The organism is Vibrio mediterranei, from assembly GCF_013364395.1.
Classification (GTDB): Bacteria; Pseudomonadota; Gammaproteobacteria; order Enterobacterales; family Vibrionaceae; genus Vibrio; species Vibrio mediterranei.
This window is the reverse complement of record NZ_JABXGK010000008.1, coordinates 1,382,297-1,409,237: the sequence shown is the minus strand read 5'-3', so window position 1 is coordinate 1,409,237 and position 26,941 is coordinate 1,382,297. Positions and strand designations below refer to the sequence as shown.

Below are 26,941 nucleotides of genomic sequence, written 5' to 3'. Positions count from 1 at the left end.
GAAGTGGCTTTGTTAAGCGAACTGACGTGCTTGAGATAGCTTAGAATTTGTACGATGCGCCTAGGTAAAGAGAACCTGCGTTAATCGTATCACTGTCATTACCACGAGCACTTTCAATTCGGAATGCGTCTGCTTCATATGCTAAGCGAATACCTAAGCCCTCAACTTGTGCTGGCATGTACTCTACACCAACACCGTAACGGAATGCTGTACCCGAATCGCTACTAAAAACTTTAGCGCCTGATTCGTTTAGATCTAGGTAAGATAGACCAACAGTAGCAAATGGGCGGAAACCGCTATCAAATGTGTAACCTAGGTTCGCGGTGAGTGCAAGTGCACTTGGATCCCAAGAATACTGTGGGCTTAAATCTGTTTTTCCGTATTTAGTGTATGAACCTTCTAAAGAAACGATACGGTTAAATGCGTAGCCGCCGTAAACTCTTAGTGAGTGACCTGCGTCTAAAGTTTCGCTGCTATCATTGTCGAGGTTTTTAAGCTTGCTTTTAACTAGGCCATAACCACCACCCACGTAAAAACCTGGATCTGCCGCGCCTGCAAATGCGCTAGTTGCGAATAGACCTGTTAAAACGAGTGCCACTGCTTTTTTCATTCTGATACCTATTAAATAGTCTTGTAAATTGTTTCGGGGCGTACTCTAAAGAGTTTCGAATCTGATGTCTGTGAGGAAATGTCGTGAATTGTGTGGGAACTGTCTGGATGTGTGTGGAGTTAATATCTGTGAACTCCACTTTTCAAAAGCAAACGTTTAACCGAAAAAAAGTGAACTATCTCACTAAAAAATAGGCAGTTGAGGTGGCTTTATATTAGATTAATCAGTATAAATGCTCTCCATTTCCTTGAGCTCTTCGACGTGGGTCATGTATGTTTATGTAACAAGTGCATACACTTGTCGCCTTTCTGCATGGAGCCGGAGTGAGTAAATGGAAGAATGAGGCTTATCAACTATTCCAAGAGAGGTAACGATGAACTATAAACAACTACCAAAAATCGACCTTCACTGTCACTTAGATGGCAGCGTGCGACCTGAAACCATCATCGAACTTGCCTCTATCCAAGGTGTTGATATTCCCTCTCAGGATATTGAAGTTATTCGTGACTTGATGATTGCCCCTGAGACGTGCTCAAACCTACTCGAGTATTTAAAGCGTTTTGATCTACCTTTATCTGTGATGCAGACCAAAGAAGCCTTGGAACGTATCGCCTTTGAAGTCTATGAAGATGCGGCACTTGAAAATGTTAAGTATATGGAAGTTCGTTTTGGCCCTCTCTTACACAGAGAGCAAGGTCTGAATATTGAAGAAATCATCAGCTCAGTAGTGGCTGGCATGAAACGAGCAGAAGAAGTACACGGCATTAAAGGCAACATTATTCTGTCTTTGCTACGCCATATGCCAACCGATGAGATTAATGATGTTATTGATGTTGGTGCTGCCTACCTAGGTAAAGGTGTAGCAGCATTTGACCTCGCGGGTGGAGAAGAGCTGGGATTTTGTGAGAAATTTGTTCCGTTTGCGAAATATGCAAAAGAGCAGGGTTTGAACGTCACGATTCACGCTGGTGAACAAGGCGAAGGGCAGAACGTTTACGATGCCATTACCATGTTAGGTGCAGAGCGTGTGGGACATGGCATTCATATCGCCACTCATCAACAAGCGTTTGACTTAGTGCATGAAAAACAAGTGGCGTTAGAAACGTGTCCGAGCAGTAATGTACAGACAAAAGCGGTGGAAAGCATGACTGTACACCCGATTGAGGATTTCCGTCAGCGTGGTATTCCAGTTACCATCAATACTGATAATCGCACTGTATCGAATACGACAATGACGAAAGAAGTTCAGTTGGTGATTGAGCAGTTTGGATTATCCGAAGAAGACTATATGCATATCTATCGCAATAGCGTTAATGCTGCTTTTACTGACGATGCGATTAAGCAACAGCTATTAGCTGTATAGCAGTTGCTGGTTCGAATGTAAAAAGCCCGCTTCATTGAAGCGGGCTTTTTTATTGTTCAGTGTTGTCAGCAATCAAAAATCGATTTCGTAACCGAGACTGAATGTTCGACCACGGCCAGAGAAGTAATACGCATTGTGGTGGCGTATCTGGCTAAAGTAGTTGATGTACTGCTCGTTCAATAGGTTTTCAATACCGACACTGATACGACCGTAACGCTGCATATCGTAGAACATAGATACATCCATTAAGCCATAGCCGTCAAACTGCTGTGCACTACCGGCATCGTTTTTCTCTTTACTGCGAGAAAACATATGGTTGTATTGTAGACGACCATTCCAACGGTCAGAGAAGCTGTGGTTGACTGCCATCAATAGGCGATCAGGAGATAGGTTCTTAAGATCCATATCACTATCCACCGAGCCATCTTGATTGGTATCTACTTGACCTTCTACGTGAGCATATAGTGCCTGAATCTGTGTAGTAGGCAAAATATTGTAGGTCGCGGTGAACTCGTAACCTTTAATATCGGTGCGTTGGCGTACAACATCATAAGTACCGCCGCTGTTAAGGCTTAGGTTCGCACCATCTTTAGCGATGGACATGTAAGTACTACCACTGACAAACCATTTGTCATCGCTGTAGCTAAGCCCCACTTCGTAGTTATCCGTTACAACAGGTTTCACCGCCGGCATGGTGTTGAAGTCGATAGGTGCACCGCCTACAGGAGCAACGACGGCTGGACCACCGATCCAGTTACCACGCAGCACACGTCCAATGTCTGGCAAACCGAAGCCTTGGCTAAAGCCAACGAATGAACTGATACTTGGGGTAAAGTCATAAACAGCACCAGCATTAAAGACGGCCTGAGAAAAGTTTTGTTCGCCGCCAATAATATCAACCTGACGATGCCCTGCGTTACCATAGCCCCACAAGGTTTGACCATCTGCAACCGTTACTTTGGTATTTTCAAAGCGAACACCACCTGAAAGGCGTAGAGAATTGGTGACTAGCATATCGCCCTGAATAAAGGGGGCTAAGCTCTGGTACATCATATCTGGTGTTACATCTTTACCAGATTGAGTGAGAGTTTGCTTTGTGGTGTCTTCCAGACCGTCTAGACCAATGACCCAGCTATCATCCCAGCCAAGAAGATCGGTTTTGACATAACTTAGCTTAAAGCCTTTTTTGGTCGATACGATAGCGCCTTGATCATATTGTTTGTTTGCTGTTGGCCACCATGATGCTTCACCAAATACCGCTTCAAAGTCTTGGTAAAAGGCTTGGAATTTCAGCTCGCCACCAAAGAAGTCATAATGGTCATAACCAAAGTTATACAGTTCCGCATAGTTTGACGTAGGATCGCCAGAAGGTGTGCCCGGAACTACGGTTCCCGGAACGCCATTTTGCCAGTCGCCAGGAACACTAACGTAGTTCTGGTTGCCTTTTAGTTGGTAGCGACTAGCACTGAAGCTGACGCGTTGATTGCCGCCATCAAAGTTATAGCCGCCTTTAGCGAGAAAGTTTGTGGCATTGGAATCTTGCGTTTCACCTTGGATGGAGTTCATGCCGATCGGGTTGCCATTACCATCGTAATACAGCCCTTGTTGCTCCCACGCACCGCCAATAAAGAGATCGTAATCTTCGTCATACTGACTCAGATTGTAATAGACTTTACCACCTGTACCATCTTCCTTTAGGTTTGAGGTTACGCGTGTTCCAACGGTCTGCTTCCAATGGTCGCCTGGTTTAGCACTTTTTGTCACGTAGTTAATGATACCGCCAGTGGCGCCGTTACCTTGTACGGCACTTGCCCCTTGAACCACTTCCACACGCTCTAGCATTGAAGAATCTACGGTGTAACCGTTACGGTTACCATTGCGAAGTGGGTTATTTTGCGGAACACCGTCGACCATGATAAGTGCGGTACGTCCACGAAGGTTTTCGCCTTGGGTAGAGAGCTTTTGTCGACTTGGCGTCATGCCCGGAACTAGGTTGGCGATAACACTGGTTAGGTCATCGGATACCGCAGTTTGTTGTTCCAGTTCTTTTTCTGAAATGACATGAACTGAGCCCGGAATTTTATCTGTATCTTGACTGTAGCGGGTCGCAGTAACGACCATATTTTCGTCAGTTTTCTGTTTGTTTGTTGGCTGTGATTCGTTTACTTCTTCTGTCGCAAATGCTTGTCCGATTGACAGAGCGAGAAGCGAAAGGGAGACGACTTTCTTCCCAGTTTGATTTGCCATGTGTCCTGATTACCACTGTGTTTCTCATTAAGGTGGCGATATTAATGCTTTTGATAATAGTTATCAATAACGTTATTATTATTAACGAAAGGCGATCTATAACCTATTGATATAATTATCGTGCTACACACATAGGTGAACCAGAAATAGGGTCTTCAATCACCAACGCATCAAGGTCAAAGACTTCTTTTAATAACGATTGGGTAAACACGTCTTTTGGAGTGCCATGGGTTACGAGTTGCCCTTGCTTTAGCACCACCAAATGGTCGCAGTAACGACAGGCTTGATTTAAATCGTGCAGTACCACAATCACCGTTTTTCCTTGTGTATGCATCGCTTGCATCATCCGCATGAGCTCAATTTGATGAGATAGATCCAAATAAGTCGTTGGCTCATCAAGCATCACAATTTCGGTATCCTGAGCGACGATCATTGCGATCCAAGCACGTTGTCTTTGACCTCCAGAGAGCGCATCAATTGGGCTTTGTGCAAGTGTATCTACACCAGTTGCTTGCATTGCATTCGCTACAATCGCTTTATCTTCAGGGGACAATTTGCCCCAGTGAGAGGTATAAGGCGCGCGACCATACTCCACCAGTTTTTGAATCGTGATTCCTTCCGGGCTGGTATGGGTTTGTGGGAGCATAGAAAGGCGTCTGGCCAACGACTTGGAGCCGTACTCATCTAAGGGCGTAGAATCAAGTAGGACTCTTCCAGATTTAGGCTTGTTTATCCGAGCTAACGTTTTCAATAACGTGGACTTTCCACATCCATTGGGACCAATTAACGCAGTAATTTTGCCTTTCGGAATCGTCAAATTCAGATTTTCAATAATGGTGTTATTGCCATAGGCAACGTTCAATTTCTCGACAGACAGCATTACCAGCCCTTGTAACGTTTGAGTAGGAAGATGAAATAGGGTGCGCCAATAACAGAGGTTAGAACGCCGGCAGGAAGTTCGATCGGCGGCGAGATCCCTCGAGCGATGGTATCGGCAGTAAGGACAAGAAGAGCACCAATCACAGCGGAGCCCGTCAGCAAAGCTTTATGATTATGTCCGAACAGTAGCCTAGCGAGATGCGGTGCGAGAAGACCAACAAAGCTTATCGTTCCGGCGATAGACACACTCAAACTGGCAAGCATGACGGCGCAAATCAGTGCCATGGCTTGCACTTTATCAAGCTCTACACCAAGGGAGATGGCAGATTCATCGCCGAGACCAACAATGTCTAGTCGCCATGCGAGCCACAATGAAAGAGGCAGTAAGATAGCAAGCCCCATCCAGATATAAGGCATCTGCTCCCAGCCTCGTCCCCATAGACTGCCGGTGAGCCAAATCATTGCAGTATTGATCTCGATTGGGTGTACCACTAGCAAATAATCGATGCCGCTAGCAAGAAAGGCACTGATAGCAATTCCAGTGAGTGCCATTCTGGCTGGTGGTAGTTGAACTGAGCGCGCGATGATGATCAGCAATAACCCCACAGATACGCCACCAATCATTGCGGCAACTGGCAGCATCCAAACTGGTGCATTGGGGAATACTGTCAACAAAAGTGTGGCAACAAACCCAGCACCAGCACTTACGCCGATTAAATCTGGTGAGGCGAGAGGGTTGCGGATCACGCCTTGGACCAACGCTCCGGAGATTCCTAATCCAGCGCCAACACCAATGGCGAGGAAGAGGCGTGGAAGTCGATAGTGATTGACAACGAAATCGTACTCGCCACCTTTGAAGGCTGTTACGGTTATTTGCGACAACGATAAGTCAGCAACTCCTACTACCAAACTGAAAACAGACAGGGCTAGGGTAGTCGAGATAAGGATTAGCCAAGTTCTACTCATGAGCTCAACCGACTTTTTATAGAAAGAAAAATGAAAAAGGGTGTACCTATCAGCGCAGTGACGATACCAACCGGCGTTTCCGTGGGAAAGGCTATACCCCTGGCAAGTACGTCTGAACACATGACTAAGATTGCTCCCAATAATGCGCTAGCGGGAATGAGAGCGAAGAAACTGTGTCCGACAAGTTTGCGTGCAATATGAGGAATTAAAAGACCGACAAAGCCAATAGGGCCTGCAATGGAAACACTGATACTGGTTAGTAAAATAATAGCCACGAAAGCCAGTAATCGAATCATGCTGGTGTTTACGCCTAAGCCTGTAGCGACATCGTTACCAAGAACTAGCAGGTTGAGAGGATGAGCAAGCGCCCACGCTAACGCTAACCCCACAACACTAATTGGCAATAACTGGTGCAGGGCAGACCAATCTAAATTACTAATTGAGCCAATGAGCCAAGATTGCACGCTATAGGCTTGATCGTCAGCAAGAATAATCGTTGCGCGTGTGAGTCCTAGCAACAAAGCGTTGATAGCGATGCCCGCTAGTACCAGTTTCACAGGATGTGGACGATCATCAAAAGCGCCACCAAGAAACATAACCAACAGACCACTTAACGCGCTGCCTACCGCACCCATTACCGCGGTTGGCAAGGATAAAGATAGGAAGCCAAAGCTACTCAACACGATAAATAGTGCTGCTCCAGAATTGATAGCAAGCACGGATGGTGAAGCGAGGGGGTTACGAGTTAATCCTTGCATGAGAGCGCCTGCAACAGCGAGGTTAGCTCCAATTAATGCACCGCTGAGTACACGAGGCATTCTTAGCGTTGCGATGATTTGATGCTCCATGCTAGCTGAGTCAAAGTGTAGCCAGAAGCCCTGCAATGATTGAAAAGATAGGTCAAAGCTAGACCATGCCACTAAAGAGATATTTAGGCTCAGCAACGTACCAGCAATAAGTGCAAGCCAGAGCTTGCACTGTGTTGATTGAAGCATATTGAATTAGTGCTGTTGATTAATAATATCAGAGAGGTTTTTGGCGATGCCTTCAGCTGCCAAAATACCTCGGTTTAATGACCAGAGCTGTGGAGAAACCTTAACGGCGTGCTCTGTTTTCTCTACCTTCAGCATTTTGCTTAATGGATTTGATTGCCAGTCATCATAAACAGTGTGGGGCTTATAGGGACCAAGCAATAACCAATCAGGGTTAATCTTGAGTAGTTGCTCAAAGCTGACTTCAATGTAGGCTTTGTCGGTTTTAGGCACCGCTGGACCATGTAATCCAAGCGCAGTAATCACACCCCCAGCATATGAGTTTGGACCATGAAGCCACATACCTTTATCGGTTACCACAGCAAACTGAAACGACTCGTTCGAAGAAAGCTTGGCTTTGTATTGATCCATGATTTTATGGTGTTTTTCGATACGTGCTGCCATTTCATCGGCTTTATTGACCGCAACACCAATTTTCATTGCAGACTGTAAGTTCTCTTCGTAAGTTTCGCCGCGACTTTTCAACAATATCGTCGGTGCGATGGCCATAAGATCGTTGTAAATCGTGCTATGGCGCTCAGCATCGGCAATGATGAGATCTGGCTTTAACTGTGAGATTGCTTCTAGGCTTGGTTGAGGCCTAACTCCTACCGATTGCCAAGGTTTAATCAGTTCGCGTATCTCTGGAAGAATTCGCTCGATGTTCTTGTCGTCAGCGACGCCCACCGGTGAAACACCAACAGCAGCTAAAGCGTCCACAAACGAGTATTCAAGAGCGATGACTCGGGTTGGCGTGCCTTTGATGGTGATACTGCCTTGTTGGTCGGTTATGACGCGTTGGCTCTGTGCATGTGCAGATGCACCCATAAGAGCGAACGAAAGTAGAAAAACCGTGCTTAATCCTTTAGCGAGTAGTGATTTCATTGATTGGCTCATTCTGAAAGGGAGAAACAAAAGAGCGCAATCGTATCTCAAACAATAATGGTTATCAATACTATTATCGATAGCTGGTGGTGATGAATGAAGTGTTAAACCAAACCAAACGTTATATGGGCTCAGAAATTCAGCTGAGCCCAATACAAGCCTAGTCAAAAAGCGAGATGGTAAGCGTTCTGGGTTTGGTTCAAGTCAATAGTCCAGGTTTGCTCTTGTTCATTACTTGTCATTGGCACCCATTGAGCGTAAATCTTGGTCCAGTTGTTGTTAACTTGCAGTGTGACTTCATCGGTTTCTGCTGGATAGATGGTCGTTACTCGTGAAGTTGGATCCGCAGCGATATCTCCATTTTCAAAAGTGTGTGCGGCTTGACTATAGACATGCAACGCGCCTTTTCCTGCATTACCTTTATCAATTGACAGTGTGATTAGCTGACCAACATCGAATGAAAATGTTCTATCTGCAACAAGATCTGCAGTTCGTTCAATTGGTGTTTCAGTTGGGGCTTCAACGGGTTTTGCTGGAGTTGTGTTCGCAGTATCTTGACCGCCACCGCCACCGCCACCGCCTCCACAAGCAACAACTGAGGCTAGGGCAGCAAAAAGAGTGAGAGGTTTTATTGGGTTTATCATGGGGTACTCCTTACTGTTCCGAACTTGAGATTACTTGGTTTGCGCTAGCGTAGTTGTACCAATCGCTATCTTGTTCTCCAGCACTCGTGACCCAGTTAGGAAAGTTAGGGTAGGCGACGGTAATATCAACCAGCTCTTTTGGGTGTTCCCACTGGTCACGAATATTAATCACCCAAGGCATATTGTTTTCTGATAGAAACGATTGTGCTCCGCCAGAGCGGTCATCATGAAGTCCGAATAATGCATTATCCATAAAACTTGTACCACCGAATGCCTTCATGTGTGTTTGCCAAGACATACCTGGTGGTGTCTGAACAAAATCACCATGATATTCTCCTTCAGAGGCAAATATGAAAGGATCATAGGGCGGGTAACCAATTAGGTCGCGCGATACAGGATTGGTTAATTCAACAGTAAGTTGATAAGACAAACTGATGCCCTGTTGCATCGCCAGGCACGTGTCATCCGTTTTGTAGAAATGACAACCGAGAGGCAATCCCCCTAACGCGGATAACTCTGCTCGCAAGTCTTCGGCTATGATGAAGATAGTTTCGTCGTTGGACGCTTGTTGAACAGTATGGGTGACGCTTTGTCCATTTTTTGTCAAGGCAACCGAAGCAAGGTTATTTGGATCGACGTTAGGTAATTGGAGCGCAAACCCATTAGAGTACCCGGCACCCATAGCTTGCAGTGTGTAGTCGATGGTGATGTTGGTCAGCTCGCGCTGTCCATTGATTTGCTCGGTAATCTTATAACTCCATACTACGTCATTGAAATCGTAATCCCCCATTAATGGCCAGCGATCTTCAAAAGCGATAGTGGCCATAGAGTCTGAGCTAGGGTAGACAGAAGTGACAGAGATGTCAGGATCGTTTTCTTGAACAAGAGTTTCATATTTGGAGTCGGTTGTACCATCACTGTTTACGCCATCAATGGCTTCAAAAGGAGTGACCGCAACGGTAAAAATGAGATCGTTGAAGTCGTTATCGCCAGATGGACGTTTTATATCTTCAAAACTCAATACCAAAAACTCATTTTGAACATCAAGGAAAGCAACGTTATGCCTTCTATGTTCCATGGTAGTTTCTGGATTCAAAGCTGGGTAACTATAAAAAGGTGTTCCCCAATTCCCAAAGTTCGCAATATTGTTGTAGCTTCCCTCCCAGCCCCAGCCGTTCGGAATCAAGAAGAAGGCGAGTGTTTGATTGGCAGTCAGTTGTACGTCGAGGTCAATCGTATCCCCTTCTTGCATTTCTCCTTCTCCAGGTTTTGAGACATTGGGAAAGACAATAATGTGGGCATCAATATCGTCTTTATCGGTAGGAGGGTTGTCAGTGTCGAAAACAAAATAGCCAAGGCTGTTTCGATATCCAGCACCTTCGTTAAGGAAGGTAATACGGGCGGTTGCATATTCTGCCCCGTTTAGTTCATCGTCAATATCGATGCTTGAGTATTTATCTGGTGCAATGAAAGCACTGTTGACGACACTACCCTCTGGAAGCATGGAGTAGACATTGGTCAATACGTCTTGAGGTAACGTGTCTGCAACAGAATATAAATTACTCGGCTTTCCCTTAGCTGAATAATTTGATGCCTCCGCGCCAGACTCGAAGGTTAAATCTGCTACAGAAAGCGCATAAACTTGCCATGGTAGGAGTAAACTGGCTAGTGTAATGACGTTCCTTGTTCTCATCGCTTATTCCTCTATTTTTATGTTTAAAGGCGAATTATTCAGAGGTAAGCAAATTCGATGCCTAGTAATAATTCTATATATTTCAATGCAATAGAATTAATTCTTACGATGTTCGCAATGTGAGAACCATCATGGGAATAGTGAAAGAGATGGGACAATGACAGATTGTGTCGATTATCTAGGCTAGCGGTGAGCAAAATGGCGTTTTTTGGTAGGTTAGACTAAACCTAACTAGGTCAGTGATCAGTTAGGAGAAAAAAATGATAGTCAGAATGGTAACCATATTGTTGGCCTTCATAGTCGTGCTTCCCGCTCAGGCAGAATGGATGTTGGATGGTAATAACTCGTCATTAAAATTTGTGTCGACTAAGAAAAACAGTGTAAGTGAAGTGCATCACTTTTCCTCAATGATGGGGACAATCAGCGATGATGGTAAAGCTACGGTAGTCATTGACCTATCCAGTGTTGAGACCAATATTCCTATTCGTAACGAACGCATGCAAACGATGTTGTTTAATGTCGCAGAGTTTGCCAAAGCGACGATCACCACTGTGGTCGATATGAGTCAACTGGACAATAGCCAAATTGGTGGAGTGTACTCAGTTGTTAATGATCTTACTTTGGATCTACATGGCGTGCAGAAAACTTACGCAGCCAAACTAACGGTGATGCGATTGACTGAAAACAAGATCGCCATTGTCTCGACGGATCCTGTGATTGTGCAAGCATCAGATTTTGGACTAGAAGCTGGCATTGAAAAGTTACGTGAGGTGGCAGGATTGCCGTCAATAGCCACGTCAGTGCCCATCACTTTTATCATGGTGTATAACCAAAAATAACCGAGCTTAACAATTGATAATGAAAAACGCTCCATCTTAGATGGAGCGTTTTTTGGGTTTTAGACCCGGAAGTAAGAGAGTTTGTGATTCAGCTCGTCAGATGCTGCTGCCATAGATTGAGATTGCTCCGCAAGGCTCTGACTCGCCTGACGTATTTCGCTAATCGACATATGCACGATGCTGACATTTTCATTCACTTCATTTGCAACCGTTCCTTGCTGTTCTGCTGCTGCCGCAATTTGTGCCACCATGTCATAAGTATCGTTGAGCTTAGCGACAGCAGTATCAAGTTTGTCTTGAGTTTGCGAAGCAAGATCCACGCTCTCTGTCACTTTAGTTTGGTTTGAAGCCATAACAGACAGCACGCTTTCGGTACTTTCATTGAGTTTGTCGATGGTAGTTTGTACTTGAGCTGTTGACTCTTGGGTTCTGCTTGCCAAGTTTCTGACTTCGTCTGCCACCACAGCAAAGCCGCGCCCTTGTTCACCAGCTCGTGCTGCTTCAATCGCTGCGTTAAGCGCGAGTAAGTTGGTTTGCTCCGAGACCTCATGAATAACATTGACGACATTGCTAATATCATTGACGCCTTGTTTCAACGCTTCCATTAACTGGTAGGTACTGGAGATGTCATCGGAGATCCCAGCTATGTTGTTAAGTGTATATCCCATGCTTCGGCTACCTTGAGCAGCAAAGTCTTTGCTTTCCTCTGTGGTCGCTGATGTTCTTTCAGAGTTACCCGCGATATCTTGAATGGTTGATGACATTTCATTCATCGCGGTAGCAAGTTGCTCAAGTTGTTGGCTTTGTGAGTCTATACTCGTTGACGTCTCTTCACTTGCTGCTGCAATGCTACTGGATAATTGACCAGAGTAGTCCGCTGAACGTTTGGCAGCACTAATGGTCTCTTTGAGTTTGTCCATCATTCGACTCAGTTCGTTACTCAAATAACCAATTTCGTCGCGTCGTTCTGTTTTCATATCGACCGTGAGATCGCCATCTGCGACTTTATGAACCTGCGTTACAAGTGATTCAATGGGTTTGATGATATTGCGTGCAACAACCAAACAAATGACGATAAGTACAAGTGCTGCTACGGAGTCTACGATAAGCTCTTTTATAAGTTGGCTCTGAAACGCTTTATCAATATCAGAGGTTTGGACGCCTGAACCAATAATCCAGTCCCATTCCGGGATATAGTTTACGAATGAAATCTTTTCGGACTCCTCACCATCCGGACCTAGCCAGTAGTAGGTAAGAAAACCACTGCCTGTGGTTTTAGCAATGGATGACATTTCTTGCCAAAAATGATTTCCTCTGGAATCTGTCAAGGTGTTTGTACTAGTGCCGTTAAGCTGTGGCTGAGTAGGGTGCATTACAATTGTATTAGAAGCACTCGCTATCCAGAAATAGTTACTGCCGTCGTATCTAATTTGGCTAATTGCATCTATCGCAGCTTGTTGTGCAGCTTGTTTGCCAAGCGTAGATTCGAGTTTTTGATAATGTTTCGCAATCTCGTAGGTGATTTGCACATTTGAACGGACTTGCTCTTTTCTTTGCTCGTAGCTCGCATCTTTTTGTATTAATAGATTAAATGTACCAAGAGAAAATAGAATTAAAACTGCGAAGATGACAATAGCTTGCAGCTTAGTACGAATAGACAGATTGTTCAGTTTCACTGAAGGTTTCCTCTCCAACTTATAATTAGACCAAATTCCATGTGGCTGACGAATGAAAGCAGGTTATTAATATTATTTAGATGCATCTTAACGAACTAATAGATATATTTCTCATTAAATATAATGCCTTACGTGCTAGTTGCGTTATTTTTAGCCAATGGTGAGTTATATTTGTGATGCAAATTAAATTTTCTATAGGTGAATATAACCACATGATTTGAGAGGTAAATGCACCTGTTGATAATATTGTTTTTATATTGAAAGGTAATAAATAGGACAGAATGTCATGCTATATGTGGATTATTGATATAATGAGTCCTTTGCTATTAGCCTATATCAATGAATATCTGGCGTTACATAACATTCAGACTCGTCCAATTTACAATCTGTCGCGGTTATTCTTTATAGCGATTATGCTCTTGAGTATCAGAAAATTGCATAATGGCATCAAACAGTTCGTCTTTCTTAAGTGGTTTGTGCAGAACACAATTAGCACCAGCGTCGATAAACGCCTGTTTTGAATCAGCGAAAACATCAGCAGTCCATCCAAAGATTAGTAAATCAGTTCCAAATTGTCTTCGAATACGTGAACAGGCTTCTACACCGTCCATAACTGGCATATGGTTGTCCATCAATACAAGGTCATATTTGTTTTCACTTAGCGCCTCCAATGCCATCGCACCATTGGTGACGGTGCTGGTTGTATGTCCTTCTGACTCTAACAACTTACGGGCGACAAGAGCATTAACATGATTGTCTTCAACAATGAGAATATTTTGCGTTGTGAGAGGGGGGCTTTGGTGTGCCTTGTGGCCTACTAATGTAATGCGCTCACCATACGTTATTGGAAGTTCAAACTGGAAGTCAAACCGCGTTCCTTGACCAACTTTGCTGGTCGCATGGATCGTGCCGCCCATCTTCTCTATAAGTTGTTTAACAATCGCTAGGCCGAGTCCTGTACCACCATATCGTCGAGTCGTGGAAGCATCAGCTTGGACAAAGGGTTCGAAAATTCTCTCTAGCGCATTTGGCTCAATTCCGATGCCGCTATCTTGCACGGAAAAGTGTAATAGTGAAGGGTGGGAAACATTGTGAGTGACTTTGACAGTTACTCCTCCTTGCTCGGTAAATTTGATGGCATTGTTAAGTAAATTGTATAAAACCTGTCTTACGCGACTACGGTCTCCAAGATACGTTATCTTAGAGTCAACATGGCAATCAATATTGAGGTCAATTCCTTTCTCCTGGCATACGGCTTTATAAGTAGAACGTAATGGGGCAATTATTTGTTCGATAGTGAAAGGACGGTTTTCTAGCTCGATTTTGTTTTGTTCCACTTTGGTGAGATCTAGAATATCGTTAAGTATGGATATCAAGTGATTGCCGGACTCCAGAATAAGTGACAAATTTTCCTTTTGTTGCTGATCATTTGTCTCTGACAGCATAACTTGCACCATGCCTAGTACTCCATTCATTGGCGTACGAATTTCATGACTCATTGTGGCGAGAAACTGCGTTTTGGCGATATTTGCCGAGTCAGCGGCCACGACGGCATTTTCGAGCTTTTCTTGCAGCTGTTTGGTGGCGGTGATGTCGCGTTCGACCGCAATAAACTTATCTAGCTCTCCTTGAGAGTCAAATACTGGCGAAAGCTCTATATCGACCCAGTAAGGTTGCTTTGTTCTTGAGAAATTAAGGATCTCCACTCTAGTCGGTCGGTGAGTTTGCACCGCTTTTCTTAATTGCTCGATGGCTTCTGTATTTGAACCTTCACCTTGTAAAAGAGTGCCGGGTTTTATGCCTATAATTTCTTCCTTTATGAACCCCGTCATGGTTTCAAAAGCTTGGTTAACCCATTCGATACGACCTTGCTTATCGGTAATCAACACCGCGTCACGTGTGTGTTTAACAACGTTGGCTAAACGTCTTGCCTCGCGTTCTTTTATTGCTAGTAATTCAGTCTGCTGTGTTAACTTCGCTCGAGATTGCTCAAGCTTTTGGAACGGATTAATTATCATCTTACGTCCGAACATGTAGACAATAATTGAACTGGTAAAAAGGGCTATGACTAATGCAATAGCAAGGCTACTAAGTAGTTCGTCTCGCTGTAAATCTGATGCTGCATTATTAATCCCAAAGACTAACGAGATATTGGACTTCGCTAACCGAATACTCTCCGTTTTCCAATTCCCCTCTGGTGGTGTCTCTAGCCAATTAGAACCGAGTTGTGTCAAAGAAAACCAACGGGAGTTATTACTACTTAGCTTACTGAAAAAGCTTTCGTTGAAGTACGGAAACGCCCCTACTACAACGCCTCGAAGTTGGGTGTCAACGTAAATAGGCTTATAGAACTTAATGATTTTCTGATTGTTGTGTTCTTTCAGCAGGTAAACCGTTTCTCTAGTTGCATTAGACTTGATAACCTCTAGCAGTTTTAGTCGCTGTTCAATCGGTCCTTCTTGAGGAAGTGTGTTAAAAACAACACTTCCTGATGAGTTAAACAAACAGAATTTTACTTCAACATTGGAGAGATGAAATTGATGGAGGTGCTTGAATACATCTGGTCCAGTCGGAGTCGTGTTAGTGCCATGAGAATGGCCATTATGAGAGTGATGCTGGTGGTCACCTAGATATTCGTCACCGCTAACTGCAGCGATAATGGCAGGTTCTTCAACTAGGTGAGATATATGCATATCGGTCGCGATAAAAAACTGATCCATAAAGTTCTTAGCCGCTTGGATTTCAGTCTTTGCACTATTGGACTGAAGTTTAGCAATGGTTTTCTCTGCTTCATGATCGACCACTAATAACACAGCAATCGCAGTGATACTGAACGTTATCACCATAAACAGAATAAGAAGTGTTCGACCGGAATAATCGGCCACTTTTGAGGCTCGCATGGACACATCTCCCTGTGGTAGTAGTAAAACTCTACGAACCTAAGGGGATTACCGCTAAGTAAAGTCAGGACTAATGATGCGAAGTCTTAATTATAAGAAGAAAGGCCTTACGTAAACGTAAGGCCTTGAGTTAGGGTTTAGCAAGATTCGTCGATACAACATTCATCTTGTAAGAAGCTAATCACACCTTCTAAGTGTTCATAGTTGGCAACGCAATATAACGTTCTTCCTTCTCGGCGCTGTTGAATAAGGTTTGCCGATGCTAGGCTTGAGATATGGTGTGACAACGTAGACCCTGGGATATTCAATCGATCTTGAATCTCACCGACAGGCGTCCCTTTGTGTCCAGCTCTCACAACCTGTCTGTATATCGCCAAGCGAGTAACATGGCCAAGTTCTTTTAGGGCTTTCGCAGCGACTTCTATTTGCATACAACACTCTCCAAAATCAGTATTTCGATAATAATGGAAATTTATTGCAGTCTCTAGCGATTTTTGATCTTGAACAGCACCTTGTCGAGTATGGGGTAGTGAGAAGGTATGATGATATAGAGGATAAGCCCAAAGAACATCGAAGCAAAAAGGTCGACAGGTCTATGCATGCCTAACCACAAACGGCTTGCTGCCACGCCTACGCCCCATACTATGACCAATGAAGCGAGTACATAACGGCCTTGGCTTGCGAAAAGCCCCCCAAAAAACAGCACACATATAGAAACGAAAATAGTATGACCTGATGGAAACGAATAGTCAGTCTCTCCAATCCAGTGCTTAGTACGCCATTCACTAACCTGTTCTTCCACTTGATGAATCCTGTCATTTTTCTCATCAACGGTGAGATTGTAGAAGCTCTGTGGTGAGTTGATGACATGAAGCTCAGTGAGTGTCTCCGTGTAAGGTCGCGGGCTTTGAGTAAATTCTTTAAGGAAGGTTTTTGCTCCGAAACTCAGAACAAGCAGTAATCCCAACTGAATCAATAGGTGTAGATTGTTAGTCGCTTGACGACGATGCCACGCAATAAGCCCCATGAGGATAGCTAATGAAATCAGAAAACCTTGATGCCCGGCAGAATAGGTAAGGTTTTGCATCAGCGCTCCAATTGCCTCTGTAACAACGGATGTTAGATGACTAGGAAAAAACACCAGCGAAATGATGAATGTTAGGGAAGCAAATGCTGCAAGACAGAGCATGCCTGCAATCTTAGATTCTTTTATGGATGTGAACTTCATATTATAGGCTGGGTCAATTGTAAATAGCGCTATCATAGTAAACTATCAAGCGTTGTAATTCAGGGTTCTGTCATAATGTAATGCAAAGACATTGTTTTTCACAGGCTTAGGTAGTTTAGGAGAAAAAGGTTTACCGAACCTGCTGCCAAAGGGCTATTTAGTGGAGAAATGTTCCCTAAGCGCTGAACGTCGATTTTGCCCTGGGTTATAGCCATCCATCGGTACTGTGTGTTCATAGCCTTCAAAAATGAATCGTTGTGGGGGTAGAGCAGGGGAGATTCTGCGTAACTGCGGTGACCTAGGAGTGCCCACTCGTTCATAAACCCATAAACCACTGCCTGTTTTCAACTTGACGACTCGACCATCAAATTCGAAAGAAGTTGCTATCAATCTGTGGTTACGCAAAGCTCCATAATCCGTAAAGGTCAAAATTTCGGTGCTTTGTTTGGGAGCTCCGATTTCTATCCAGTTACCATACACGCGGCTAGGCGAGATATGATTTTGATGGCTAGTGTAGAAAGCATACCCCAAAGCAGATGCCAGCATAATCGAAATCACCAAAATGACAATTAATACTAACGAGTCATTGTTGCTGGATGTTCTGCCTAGTTTTGTCATTCAAGCACTTCCTTGTGGGCTTTCAAATGGTATCGGCAATTGTGACGATTACTTAAGAATAAAACGTGCCGTTTTATAAATGTATCGATTGTTTGTAACACATTGTTGTTTGTGAGTTGGCACTTTAAGGCTGGGTGAGAATGTAAGGCGTAAACAAGTCTTGCACGTCTACCTTTGCTTTTAATCTGGCCGCTAACAGATAGAGTCCACCAATTTTACGGTGCAAAAATAGAGCATCAGCAGGCGGTGTGTGCCAGTAGTCTTTTTCCATGCTAAGCACTGTACCTGCTTGACTCAAGCGCTGCGCTAAATTACTAGAACCAAAATCATAGAGGCCAGATGTCATTAACGGTTCACAAGCTAAGGTGACGAGGTCAAAGATTGCACTTTTCTGCTCTGGAAGAATGTCTTGATTGAAGAAACCAATCTGCTGCAACGCAGCGTCCAGTCGTTTTGTATCAGCATCTAAAATCGCACTGAACGCATGGCGATATCCGTTGCTGATATTGTCGCTGTAGCTTCGAGTAGCTCCAAAATCGAGTAATACGATTTTTTGTTGCTCCGAGTTAAACAGAAAGTTGGCAAAGTTTGGGTCAGTTTGGACCAATTTAAATTCAAATATCTCTTTGAAAAGCAATTGCAACAGTAGCCGCATTGCTCGGTCTCGAGTGTTTTGGTTTGCATTGATAAGAGACTCGATGGGCATGCCTGATACATGAGTCATCGCCAGTACATTATCAGTGGTGAGGTTTCTTTGCACTGTGGGTAAGATAAAATCTGGGTCGTCACCTAGATAGTCGCGATAGCGCTCTAGAAGCTCAGCTTCCAGAAGATAGTCTGCTTCAGCATGAAGCTGCTTTTTTGCTTCTTCAAGTAAGCCACGATAATCGACGCCTTTCGGGATCAAACCGACGACATTGAGCAGAGTACCTACGTTGTCGACATCACTATCGATGCTCTTTTTGATGCCTGGATATTGAACCTTGATAGCCAATTTAGTGCCATCATCAGAGTGAGCCTGATGAACTTGGCCTATAGAGGCACTGGCTATAGGTTTAAAATTAAACTCAACAAAATTATGTTTCCAGTCGCTCCCTAGCTCTTGAGTTAGCACAGCTGCGAGTTGCTTGGCGGGCATCGGGGAAGCGTCGGATCGTAAGCGAGCAAGAATTTCTGCAAGCTCAGGGCTAATGAGGTCGCCTGCGTCCATAGACATGAGCTGTCCTACTTTCATTGCTGCTCCTCGCAAATGCGCTAGTTGGTCGGCCACTCGCTTGATATTGCCAGGGGTGAGCAATAAATCCTTTGCGACAGGGCGCTTGCCTTGAGCTAATTGTTTTGCGCCTTCCGTCACCATTGCTCCCGTCACACGTGTGGCCAAAGACGCCAACTTGCCTAAACGACTTATGCGATGAGTGGGTACTCGAGTTGCTTTGTCCGACATATCAAAACCTTGTTAAATCATGTTACTCGTTTATACCAATTGATCTTAGCAATTGATCATTCTCTTGTTTTACGGCAATTTGTGAGGTAAAACCATGCTTTTACGATGATTAACTAACAAGGAAGTCAAAAAAGATGATTAAAGAAAACACCTATTTCGAAGGCTCTGTGAAATCACTGGGTTTTACCCAAGCAGATGGCGACAGCAGTGTTGGTGTGATGGCTGCAGGTGAATACACGTTTGGGACGGCTGCCCCTGAAAAAATGACGGTAGTGAAAGGAGCGTTAACAGTGCGCCTTGCTGGAGAAGAAGAATGGAAGACGTATTCGTCGGGTGAACATTTTAATGTGGCTGGTGACTCTAGCTTTGATCTAAAAGTGGAACAAGCGACTGCATACCTGTGTGAATATCTATAGAAATTTACAATGTAAAGCACCAGTATCGCTGCGTCTGGCTCGATATTAAAATGCGTCAGAAAAAAGAACGCATCGACGATCTCGTCGATGCGTGACACACAGGCAGTGGATTGGGGTGTCAAATTAAAATCTTCAACTCGGATTGGTTAGTAAGTATCGAATACGCCTGAATTATAATCATTAATCGCCTGTTGAATCTCTTGCATGCTATTCATGACAAAAGGTCCGTAGTGAACGACGGGTTCATTTATTGGCTCACCAACAAAGACTAATACCCCGGACTCGGAACTCGCTGTCATCTCCATTGCTTCTCCTTTTGAAACTAGTGCAAGTTCGCCTTCTTTCAAACTTTTATCCGCAACACTCACTGCTCCTTTGTAAACGTAAAGCATCATATTGTGTTCTGAAGGGACGTTTAGTCTTACCGAATCTCCTCGATTGCTGCGCCAGTCCGCCACTGTTGCAGGGACTCCAGTTTTCGTCAGTGGCCCAGCGAGTAGGGAGCCATTTACCCTGATTTCACCGGAGAGTAGACGAATTAAGCCACTCCCTTGTTGTTCATATTCAGTAATAGTCTCTGGTTGAAAGTCATGGTATTGCGCCGGTGTCATTTTGTTTTTGGCTGGCTGATTGATCCAAATTTGAAATCCGTGTAGGTCACCTTCCTCCATGATTGGCATTTCACTATGGATAACACCTCGACCTGCTGCCATCCATTGTGCTCCACCTGAGCGTAATTCGCCTACGTTGCCCATGTGATCTTTATGCTGAAAGTGACCTTTCATCATATAGGTTAGCGTTTCTATACCTCTATGTGGATGCGGAGGAAAGCCGCCCACATAGTCTTTTTTGTCATCGGACTTAAGCTCATCGATCATTAAAAACGGTGAAAATGCCGCATTATCGAAGCCGTGTACTCGGCGAATTTTCACACCATCACCATCTGATGTGGCATGAGATGGAATGACTTGTTCAATTGTTCTAACCAGTGTCATCGCTGACCTCCTTTGTTGATATCAACTATAGGCGGGTAATGAAACAATCTAGAGGGGGAAAAAATGAAAGAGTCGTTCAATAACTTCGAATGAGTATGTCTTGGTAATATCTATATAGTTTTAAAAATGAAAAGTATATAGTTTTTGTGACGACGCCGAGGTTTTAACAGACACGTGCTTTAGATCCGCAATGAAATTTGATTAAGTAAAGTAAATCGCTGGGTTTAATTCGGCGCAATCTACTTTAGAGAGAATCCATCATGATCGTAGGACTGGACATTGGCGGCACTAAAATTGAAGGTGTTGCACTCGATTCTGCTAGTTATCAAACCATTGTGAAGCATCGCGAACCGACAGAGACTGGTTCGTATGAAGGCTTTCTCGCGTCTGTGATGTCAGTAATTAACACAGTATCAGAGAAGGGTGAAATAGAATCTATTGGTATTGGATGTTGTGGCTCAGTCGGTAATGACGGGCTAATGCAAGGCGCGAATGTCACTGTGCTAAACGGCCATGACTTTATCGGTGACATTCAAAGACAAATCGATGTACCAGTTGCCATTGCTAATGACGCTGACTGTTTGGCGCTATCGGAGTTTAAGGATGGGGCTGCCAAGGAGGCCAAGCACTCTTGTGTTGCCGTAATCATAGGTACTGGCTGCGGTTCAGGCGTTATTATCAATAACGGCATTGTCACGGGGCTAAATCGATTAGGTGGCGAAATCGGCCATAATCCACTGCCTAACTACAGTCCAGAAATTGATGGTCAACCGGTTAAATGTTATTGCGGGTCGATGAACTGTGCTGAGTCGTTTGTTTCCGGTACTGGGTTTGGTCGCACCTTCTCAGAAAAGCATTCGCCAGCAGATTCGAAGCAAATCATGGCGTTACATGCATCGGGTGATAGCAGAGCCATTGCGCACTTGGAGCTCTACTGTGACCAGTTAGCAAGGACACTCGCTAACGTGGTGAATTTTGTTGATCCCGAGGTAATAGTACTAGGCGGTGGAATGTCTAATGTCGATGAAATCTATCCTCTGGTCCAAGATAAGCTATCTCAGTATACGTTTACTAAATCGGTAAAAACCAAGGTAGTGAAGAGTGTTCATGGTGACTCTTCCGGTGTACGCGGCGCTGCGTTCTTACACTCTTTATCATAGTCTGACAGGAAAAATACGTCGATGACTGAACGTTACTATCTGGTCTTAGATTTTGGAGGCACATCGGTAAAGTGTGCGGTAATGAATCAGGAAGCAAAGATTTTCGAACGCTTCTCTTTGCCAAGCCGAGTAGCGTCTTATAACGCTTGGTTAGACTCTTTAGCTCCGAAGTTGGAACTGCTGAAACACGATTACGCGATAGCAGGTATAGCTGTTAGCACTTGTGGCGCTGTGAACGTTGAAACGGGTGTGATCGAAGGCTCAAGTGCACTCGATTACATCCATGGTTTTGATGTTAAGTCGCTATACCAAGAACGCTTTGGGCTACCGACAGAGCTTGAGAATGATGGTTGTTGCGCTGCACTAGCAGAAGATTGGTTAGGCGCAGCCAGTGAGTCAAACGACTTTTGTTTGTTGGTACTAGGGTCTGGTGTCGGCGGCGCCATTGTCAAATCAGGTCATATCCTAAAAGGACATCATCTTCATGGTGGAGAGTTCGGCTATAGCATTTTGCGTTTTGAACAAGGGAAACCATTAACATACTCTGATTTGGCCTCAACGCGGGGCATCATTGAACAAACCGCTCGCGCTAAAGAGATATCACCAAAAGAGTTAGATGGCCTTAAAGTTTTTGAGTTTTACGAACAAGGTGATGAGGCAGTTATCGCTGCCGTTGAGCAATGGTATTTTGACTTGGCAACCGTACTTGTCAATGTCCAATACTCAGTAGATCCGCAATACATCCTTTTAGGTGGTGCTATCAGTCGCAGTTCGGGTTTGATCGACAAGCTTAATCAAAAGCTGGATGCCATATTGGCGCAACACCCTATAGCGAAAGTCCGTCCAAATCCAAAACTGACCCAATTTGGCAACGATGCCAATTTGATTGGGGCATTGAAACATTTTTTGAATACACAAGGTTAGCAACATGACTAAGTACACTTTTCCACAGAACTTTATGTGGGGCGCAGCTGCGTCTGGCATTCAGACAGAAGGCTCTACCAATAAAGCAAACGACTCTATTTGGGATCTTTGGCATCAAAAGAGCCCTGAGCGTTTTTACCGTGGAATTAGCTCAGAGACTGTGACGGATACGTATCACAGATACCAAGAAGATGTTCAGAACATGAAGAAGGTTGGTTTTAACTCGTTCCGAACTTCAATTCAGTGGTCTCGACTGATCAAAGATTATGAAACGGGCGAAGTATGTCAGGACGCAGTGGCATTTTATAACAACTACTTAGATGAAATGATCGCTAATGGCATCGAGCCAATGATGAACCTATATCACTTCGATATGCCTGCTGAGCTGCAAGAGAAATTCGGTGGTTTTGAATCGAAAAAAGTGGTCGATATGTTTGCCGATTATGCCGAGACAGCGTTCAAACTGTTCGGTCATAAAGTGAAGTACTGGATCACGTTTAATGAGCCTATTGTTCCGGTAGAAGGCGGCTATCTGTATGACTTCCATTATCCATGTAAGAAAGATGGCAAGTTGGCGGTGCAAGTCGCGTTTAATATCATTCTTGCTCATGCAAAAGCAGTTCATCGCTTCAATGCGCTGGAACTTGAGAACTCAAAGATTGGTATCGTGCTTAACCTGACGCCGTCCTATACGCGCAATGACAGCGAAGAAGACAAGAAAGCGGCATGGTATGCCGACCTACTGTTTAACCGCAGTTTCCTTGATCCTATGGTTAAAAATGAGATTCCGAAAGAGCTTTGTGAAGTTCTGGCGGAACAGGGCGTCACGCCGGAAACGACGCCGGAAGAGATAGAACAGATCACGTCAGCAAAAGTTGAGTTCTTAGGTGTGAACTACTACGTTCCACGTCGCGTGAAAGCACGTGAAGCGAGCTATGACTTGGATTACTTTACGCCAGAAGTTTATTTTGAGAACTATGTGAATCCAGAAGGCCGATTTAATCCTTATCGTGATAATAACGAGATTTTACCAACTGCCGTTTATGATATTGCTAAAAATGTTCAGGAAAACTACGGTAATATCCCATGGTATTTAGCTGAAATCGGCATTGCTATGGACGTCGAGTCAGAAGGTGAACCGGGTGAGGATGGACTGATTGACGATTCATTCCGCACAGGGTTGATGAAAGAGCACTTAGTTCAGCTGCACAGAGCAATCCAAGAAGGTTCAAACTGTTTTGGTGTTCATCAGTGGACATTCATCGATAACTGGTCTTGGTTAAACTCGTTTAAGCGCCGATATGGCTTCTATCGTTTGGATTTAGAAACGGGTGACCGAATTCCGAAAAAACACGGTTTGTGGTTCAAAGAACTGGCAACAACGGGCAGCTTTGAAGACTAAGCTCAATGGTAACAAGTTGATGAAAAACGGTGTCCAATGTGACACCGTTTTTGTTTGTCCGTCGCGACTATTGAACGTAAGTGACGGTCGTGTACAATACCAATCGTTTGCTTCGTATAACCCCAATGATATGGTTTGGGGGTCTCTACCAGCTCCCGCAAAGTGCTGATTACGAAGAGCCAAGATCACATTAGTGTCTTGCTCTTTGTATTGGCGTTCGAAAATTACCTCAAATTATTCCTATACTTAGAGTAAGTGCACCCACAACAATCATAATAGGTGGAATATGAACGCATTTATTCAAGATCTTCCCAAAGTAGAGTTGCACCTCCATATCGAAGGGTCATTAGAGCCAGAGCTTCTGTTTAAACTAGCACAACGAAATGGTATCTCACTTCCTTATGCCTCACCTGAAGCACTGCGCACGGCCTACGACTTTGAAGATTTGCAGTCGTTTCTCGATATCTATTATCAAGGTGCGAATGCTCTTATTAGCGAGCAAGATTTTTACGACTTAACATGGGCCTATTTGGAGCGCTGTAAAGCAGATAATGTTATTCATACCGAGATCTTCTTTGATCCTCAAACACATACAGAGAGAGGGATAGCCTTTGAGACGGTGATTAAAGGTATTCACCGTGCACTGCAAGACGGTGAAACGACACTGGGTATTACCTCACAAATCATTATGTGCTTTTTAAGGCATCTTTCTGAAGATTCTGCGATCGAGACGCTCAAACAAGCTTTGCCACACAAAGATCTGATTGTAGGGGTGGGGTTGGATTCTTCTGAGCAAGGCCATCCACCAGAGAAGTTCGCACGTGTGTTTAAAATGGCTAAAGAACATGGCTTTTTGACTGTTGCGCATGCTGGAGAAGAGGGGCCTGCTCAGAACATCGTTGATGCCATAGAGCTATTAGGCGTAAGCCGGGTTGACCATGGTGTTCGCTGTGTGGAAAGTGACGAACTCGTTGCGCGTCTTATTGAGACGAAAATGCCGTTAACCGTCTGCCCACTATCAAACATCAAGCTGTGTGTATTTGATGATATGTCGCAGCACAATATTGTGAGTCTACTTCGCAAAGGTGTCGCGGTTACTATTAACTCAGACGACCCAGCTTATTTTGGTGGTTATATGACAGACAATTTCAAAGCGGTAAGTGAAGCGCACGATATGACCCACCAAGAGCTGGCGCAATTGACAATTAACGCCATTGACGCAAGTTTTATTGATGAGTCCATGAAGCGAGAGTATCGCAGCAGAGTTATTGATTATGTGGCGCGTTTTAGTTAAAGGGATTCACCGGTAGGAAGAGCAAAGTCGTCACTCCCGAAAAAGGTGGCAGCCTCAAAAAAGGAATGACGACTTATACAGTTACTCAATTGTCATTAGGGCAATTGAGTTCCTTATTTTTAGCGTGTTACTCTTTTGGCTTCAATAATAACCAGCACAATAAAGCTGTTTTTCTTTACATTTGTGAAACATTTCAACTTCTGTATATCAAATTCGCTCCACTACTCGGATTGAGATCACGAGCCAGGTCTTTTCTCTCATTTACTTTATTCTCGAATGTGAGCAGGCAATCGTATCGGGTTCACACTATGCTTTTAGTGGTCTGTTCTAGTTTCATATGGAATGCAGGGGAACATGATGATGAAATATGGACTGTTGCTGTCGTTACTAATACCAATCAGCAGTTATGCGCTTGACCGTTCTTGGGATGAAATTACGGTTCCTAGTAAAGGCGCTTCCTCATCAATTGGCAGCTACGCCAACGGATGTTTAGCTGGGGGAGAAGAGCTCTCTCTAGATGGCACTGGATATCAGGTCATTCGTGCTCAGCGTAACCGTTATTACGGGCATCAAGATATGATCCGCTACCTAACCGATCTAGCTAGCAAGGTCGATCGGCTGGGCATGGGGCAACTTCTGGTGGGTGATATTGCCATGCCACGAGGGGGGCGATTCACATCAGGACATGCCAGTCATCAAACTGGGCTGGACGCCGATATCTGGTTACGACTACCTAATGAGCCACTTTCAAAGCAAGAATTGCAAGACCCAGAACCCTATCCGGTGGTCGACATCGACAAGTATCGTTTCAAAAAGGACAAATGGACCAGTAATCATTCATTATTGATTCAGGTTGCGGCGGTTGACGATCGTGTCGCGAGAATTTTCGTTCACCCTCTAATCAAAAAGCAGTTGTGCGAAGTGTCATGGAAAGAACGAGACTGGCTGCGAAAGGTACGGCCATGGTGGGGGCACTATTACCATTTTCACGTAAGGTTGCATTGTCCAGAAGGGGATGAGCAATGCGTAGCGCAAAATGCGCCTCCACCCGGAGATGGCTGTGGTGCGGAGCTAGCTTCTTGGAAACCGTATATTCCCGCGAAAAAAGCTTCGAAGCCCGAGAAAGTAGTAGTGAAGAAAAAGAAAACACCTCGACCCAAATACAACGAATGTGTAGCGCTGCTTAGTGAGCCATAATGCTAATTCAGGTTTCTAACTAAGCAGGTTGAAGGGGAGTGATCCCCTTCGGTGCTTGTTCCAGCCAGAAGACGGCTGGACATTAGTGTAGTGGAAACAATGAAATAACAGTTAGATACGGTACTCTATCGTTACTTGATTTCCATCGACACGAATGTTAGTGATGTCGCCATCTACTGTGAGGCGCGTATTATAAAGGCGATCAGTGCTAGACACTGCCTCAACTGAGCCGCGAAGAGATGGCAAGTGGTAAGTTGGATCAATGTGCAGTAGCTTACAAAATCGGTCTATAAAAGTGGTATCTAGTGGCACATTTCCGTTAAGGCGGTTGGATAGTTCAAGTTGACTCAAATTCAAACGTTTAGCCACTTCCATTTGCGTGATATGCATCTTTGCCTTTTGAGACATCCAGACCCGATAAAGTGCTTCGGTATCCTGTTGTGTAAAGTTCATTATTTGTTTAACCCCTGCAATATCGAGAAGGTAGGTTCCCTCTTCATTTAATCGCCGCCTATTCAACCCTAGATGCC

General features: G+C 44.3%; 24 protein-coding genes and 1 riboswitch. Of the genes, 8 read left to right on the top strand and 16 right to left on the bottom strand.

Going from position 1 to position 26,941, the window contains the following annotated elements:
- Positions 1–40: 40 nt before the first annotated feature.
- On the bottom strand, positions 41–610 hold the full coding sequence (locus tag HOP38_RS23425; RefSeq protein WP_124941357.1) for a porin family protein: 570 nt from the start codon (positions 608–610) through the stop codon (positions 41–43).
- Positions 611–983: 373 nt separating this feature from the next.
- Here HOP38_RS23425 and add point away from each other — a divergent pair, with 373 nt between their 5' ends.
- Positions 984–1,973 carry an adenosine deaminase gene (gene add, locus HOP38_RS23420; RefSeq protein ID WP_198559125.1) on the top strand — a complete coding sequence of 330 codons (990 nt, stop codon included), beginning with the start codon at positions 984–986 and terminating at the stop codon, positions 1,971–1,973.
- Between the two features lie 72 nt (positions 1,974–2,045).
- Here the strand turns inward: add and HOP38_RS23415 are convergent, their stop codons facing one another.
- From HOP38_RS23415 to HOP38_RS23385, 7 genes are all read right to left on the bottom strand, one after another.
- Entirely contained in the window at positions 2,046–4,220 is a 2,175-nt protein-coding gene (locus HOP38_RS23415; RefSeq protein WP_124941355.1) for a TonB-dependent receptor, read from the bottom strand.
- Between the two features lie 115 nt (positions 4,221–4,335).
- Complete coding sequence (fecE, locus tag HOP38_RS23410) at positions 4,336–5,100, bottom strand: Fe(3+) dicitrate ABC transporter ATP-binding protein FecE (protein ID WP_198559124.1); 765 nt, start codon at positions 5,098–5,100, stop codon at positions 4,336–4,338.
- A complete protein-coding gene (locus tag HOP38_RS23405) occupies positions 5,100–6,065 on the bottom strand; it encodes an iron chelate uptake ABC transporter family permease subunit (protein WP_198559123.1) in 966 nt (321 codons plus the stop codon). The genes fecE and HOP38_RS23405 overlap by 1 nt, the downstream gene beginning before the upstream one ends.
- Positions 6,062–7,060, bottom strand: coding sequence for a FecCD family ABC transporter permease (locus HOP38_RS23400; protein WP_198559122.1), 999 nt, complete (start codon positions 7,058–7,060; stop codon positions 6,062–6,064). Before HOP38_RS23400 ends, HOP38_RS23405 begins: the two co-directional genes overlap by 4 nt.
- A 6-nt stretch (positions 7,061–7,066) precedes the next feature.
- Complete coding sequence (locus HOP38_RS23395) at positions 7,067–8,050, bottom strand: Fe(3+) dicitrate ABC transporter substrate-binding protein (RefSeq protein ID WP_412104940.1); 984 nt, start codon at positions 8,048–8,050, stop codon at positions 7,067–7,069.
- Positions 8,051–8,145: 95 nt separating this feature from the next.
- Positions 8,146–8,625, bottom strand: a complete 480-nt coding sequence (locus HOP38_RS23390) for a hypothetical protein (protein ID WP_198559120.1) — start codon at positions 8,623–8,625, stop codon at positions 8,146–8,148.
- Between the two features lie 10 nt (positions 8,626–8,635).
- Positions 8,636–10,318 carry an LruC domain-containing protein gene (locus HOP38_RS23385; protein ID WP_198559119.1) on the bottom strand — a complete coding sequence of 561 codons (1,683 nt, stop codon included), beginning with the start codon at positions 10,316–10,318 and terminating at the stop codon, positions 8,636–8,638.
- A 260-nt stretch (positions 10,319–10,578) separates the two neighbouring features.
- Between HOP38_RS23385 and HOP38_RS23380 the strand changes: the two genes are divergently transcribed.
- Positions 10,579–11,157 carry a YceI family protein gene (locus HOP38_RS23380; protein WP_198559118.1) on the top strand — a complete coding sequence of 193 codons (579 nt, stop codon included), beginning with the start codon at positions 10,579–10,581 and terminating at the stop codon, positions 11,155–11,157.
- Positions 11,158–11,216: 59 nt separating this feature from the next.
- Here HOP38_RS23380 and HOP38_RS23375 read toward each other — a convergent pair whose 3' ends face one another.
- From HOP38_RS23375 to HOP38_RS23350, 6 genes are all read right to left on the bottom strand, one after another.
- On the bottom strand, positions 11,217–12,833 hold the full coding sequence (locus tag HOP38_RS23375) for a methyl-accepting chemotaxis protein (protein ID WP_198559117.1): 1,617 nt from the start codon (positions 12,831–12,833) through the stop codon (positions 11,217–11,219).
- A gap of 395 nt (positions 12,834–13,228) precedes the next feature.
- Entirely contained in the window at positions 13,229–15,733 is a 2,505-nt protein-coding gene (locus HOP38_RS23370) for a PAS domain-containing hybrid sensor histidine kinase/response regulator (protein ID WP_198559116.1), read from the bottom strand.
- 137 nt (positions 15,734–15,870) lie between these two features.
- Entirely contained in the window at positions 15,871–16,164 is a 294-nt protein-coding gene (locus HOP38_RS23365) for an ArsR/SmtB family transcription factor (protein WP_006074618.1), read from the bottom strand.
- Between the two features lie 53 nt (positions 16,165–16,217).
- Entirely contained in the window at positions 16,218–16,961 is a 744-nt protein-coding gene (locus HOP38_RS23360) for a phosphatase PAP2 family protein (protein ID WP_423250102.1), read from the bottom strand.
- Between the two features lie 153 nt (positions 16,962–17,114).
- Positions 17,115–17,507, bottom strand: coding sequence for a DUF2850 domain-containing protein (locus HOP38_RS23355; protein WP_050798655.1), 393 nt, complete (start codon positions 17,505–17,507; stop codon positions 17,115–17,117).
- Between the two features lie 196 nt (positions 17,508–17,703).
- Positions 17,704–19,023: an ABC1 kinase family protein gene (locus tag HOP38_RS23350; RefSeq protein WP_006074621.1), complete on the bottom strand. Its 1,320-nt coding sequence runs from the start codon at positions 19,021–19,023 to the stop codon at positions 17,704–17,706.
- Between the two features lie 134 nt (positions 19,024–19,157).
- On the opposite strand from HOP38_RS23350, the gene ppnP reads away from it, so the two are divergent.
- A complete protein-coding gene (gene ppnP, locus HOP38_RS23345; protein WP_006074622.1) occupies positions 19,158–19,439 on the top strand; it encodes a pyrimidine/purine nucleoside phosphorylase in 282 nt (93 codons plus the stop codon).
- A gap of 146 nt (positions 19,440–19,585) precedes the next feature.
- On the opposite strand, the gene HOP38_RS23340 is transcribed toward ppnP, so the two are convergent.
- A complete protein-coding gene (locus HOP38_RS23340) occupies positions 19,586–20,434 on the bottom strand; it encodes a pirin family protein (protein WP_006074623.1) in 849 nt (282 codons plus the stop codon).
- 260 nt (positions 20,435–20,694) lie between these two features.
- On the opposite strand from HOP38_RS23340, the gene HOP38_RS23335 reads away from it, so the two are divergent.
- From HOP38_RS23335 to mepA, 5 genes are all read left to right on the top strand, one after another.
- Complete coding sequence (locus HOP38_RS23335; RefSeq protein ID WP_124941344.1) at positions 20,695–21,594, top strand: ROK family protein; 900 nt, start codon at positions 20,695–20,697, stop codon at positions 21,592–21,594.
- Positions 21,595–21,615: 21 nt separating this feature from the next.
- The gene (locus tag HOP38_RS23330) at positions 21,616–22,518 is read left to right on the top strand and encodes an ROK family protein (RefSeq protein ID WP_198559114.1); all 903 of its coding nucleotides are present in this window, start codon (positions 21,616–21,618) and stop codon (positions 22,516–22,518) included.
- A gap of 4 nt (positions 22,519–22,522) precedes the next feature.
- Entirely contained in the window at positions 22,523–23,920 is a 1,398-nt protein-coding gene (locus HOP38_RS23325) for a glycoside hydrolase family 1 protein (protein ID WP_124941342.1), read from the top strand.
- 92 nt (positions 23,921–24,012) lie between these two features.
- A riboswitch (purine riboswitch) is annotated at positions 24,013–24,112 on the top strand.
- Between the two features lie 94 nt (positions 24,113–24,206).
- Positions 24,207–25,214, top strand: coding sequence for an adenosine deaminase (locus HOP38_RS23320; RefSeq protein WP_031493983.1), 1,008 nt, complete (start codon positions 24,207–24,209; stop codon positions 25,212–25,214).
- Positions 25,215–25,574: 360 nt separating this feature from the next.
- The gene (gene mepA / locus HOP38_RS23315; protein WP_088879063.1) at positions 25,575–26,411 is read left to right on the top strand and encodes a penicillin-insensitive murein endopeptidase; all 837 of its coding nucleotides are present in this window, start codon (positions 25,575–25,577) and stop codon (positions 26,409–26,411) included.
- A 111-nt stretch (positions 26,412–26,522) separates the two neighbouring features.
- On the opposite strand, the gene HOP38_RS23310 is transcribed toward mepA, so the two are convergent.
- Positions 26,523–26,864, bottom strand: a complete 342-nt coding sequence (locus tag HOP38_RS23310; RefSeq protein WP_124941341.1) for a helix-turn-helix domain-containing protein — start codon at positions 26,862–26,864, stop codon at positions 26,523–26,525.
- Between the last annotated feature and the right edge of the window lie 77 nt (positions 26,865–26,941).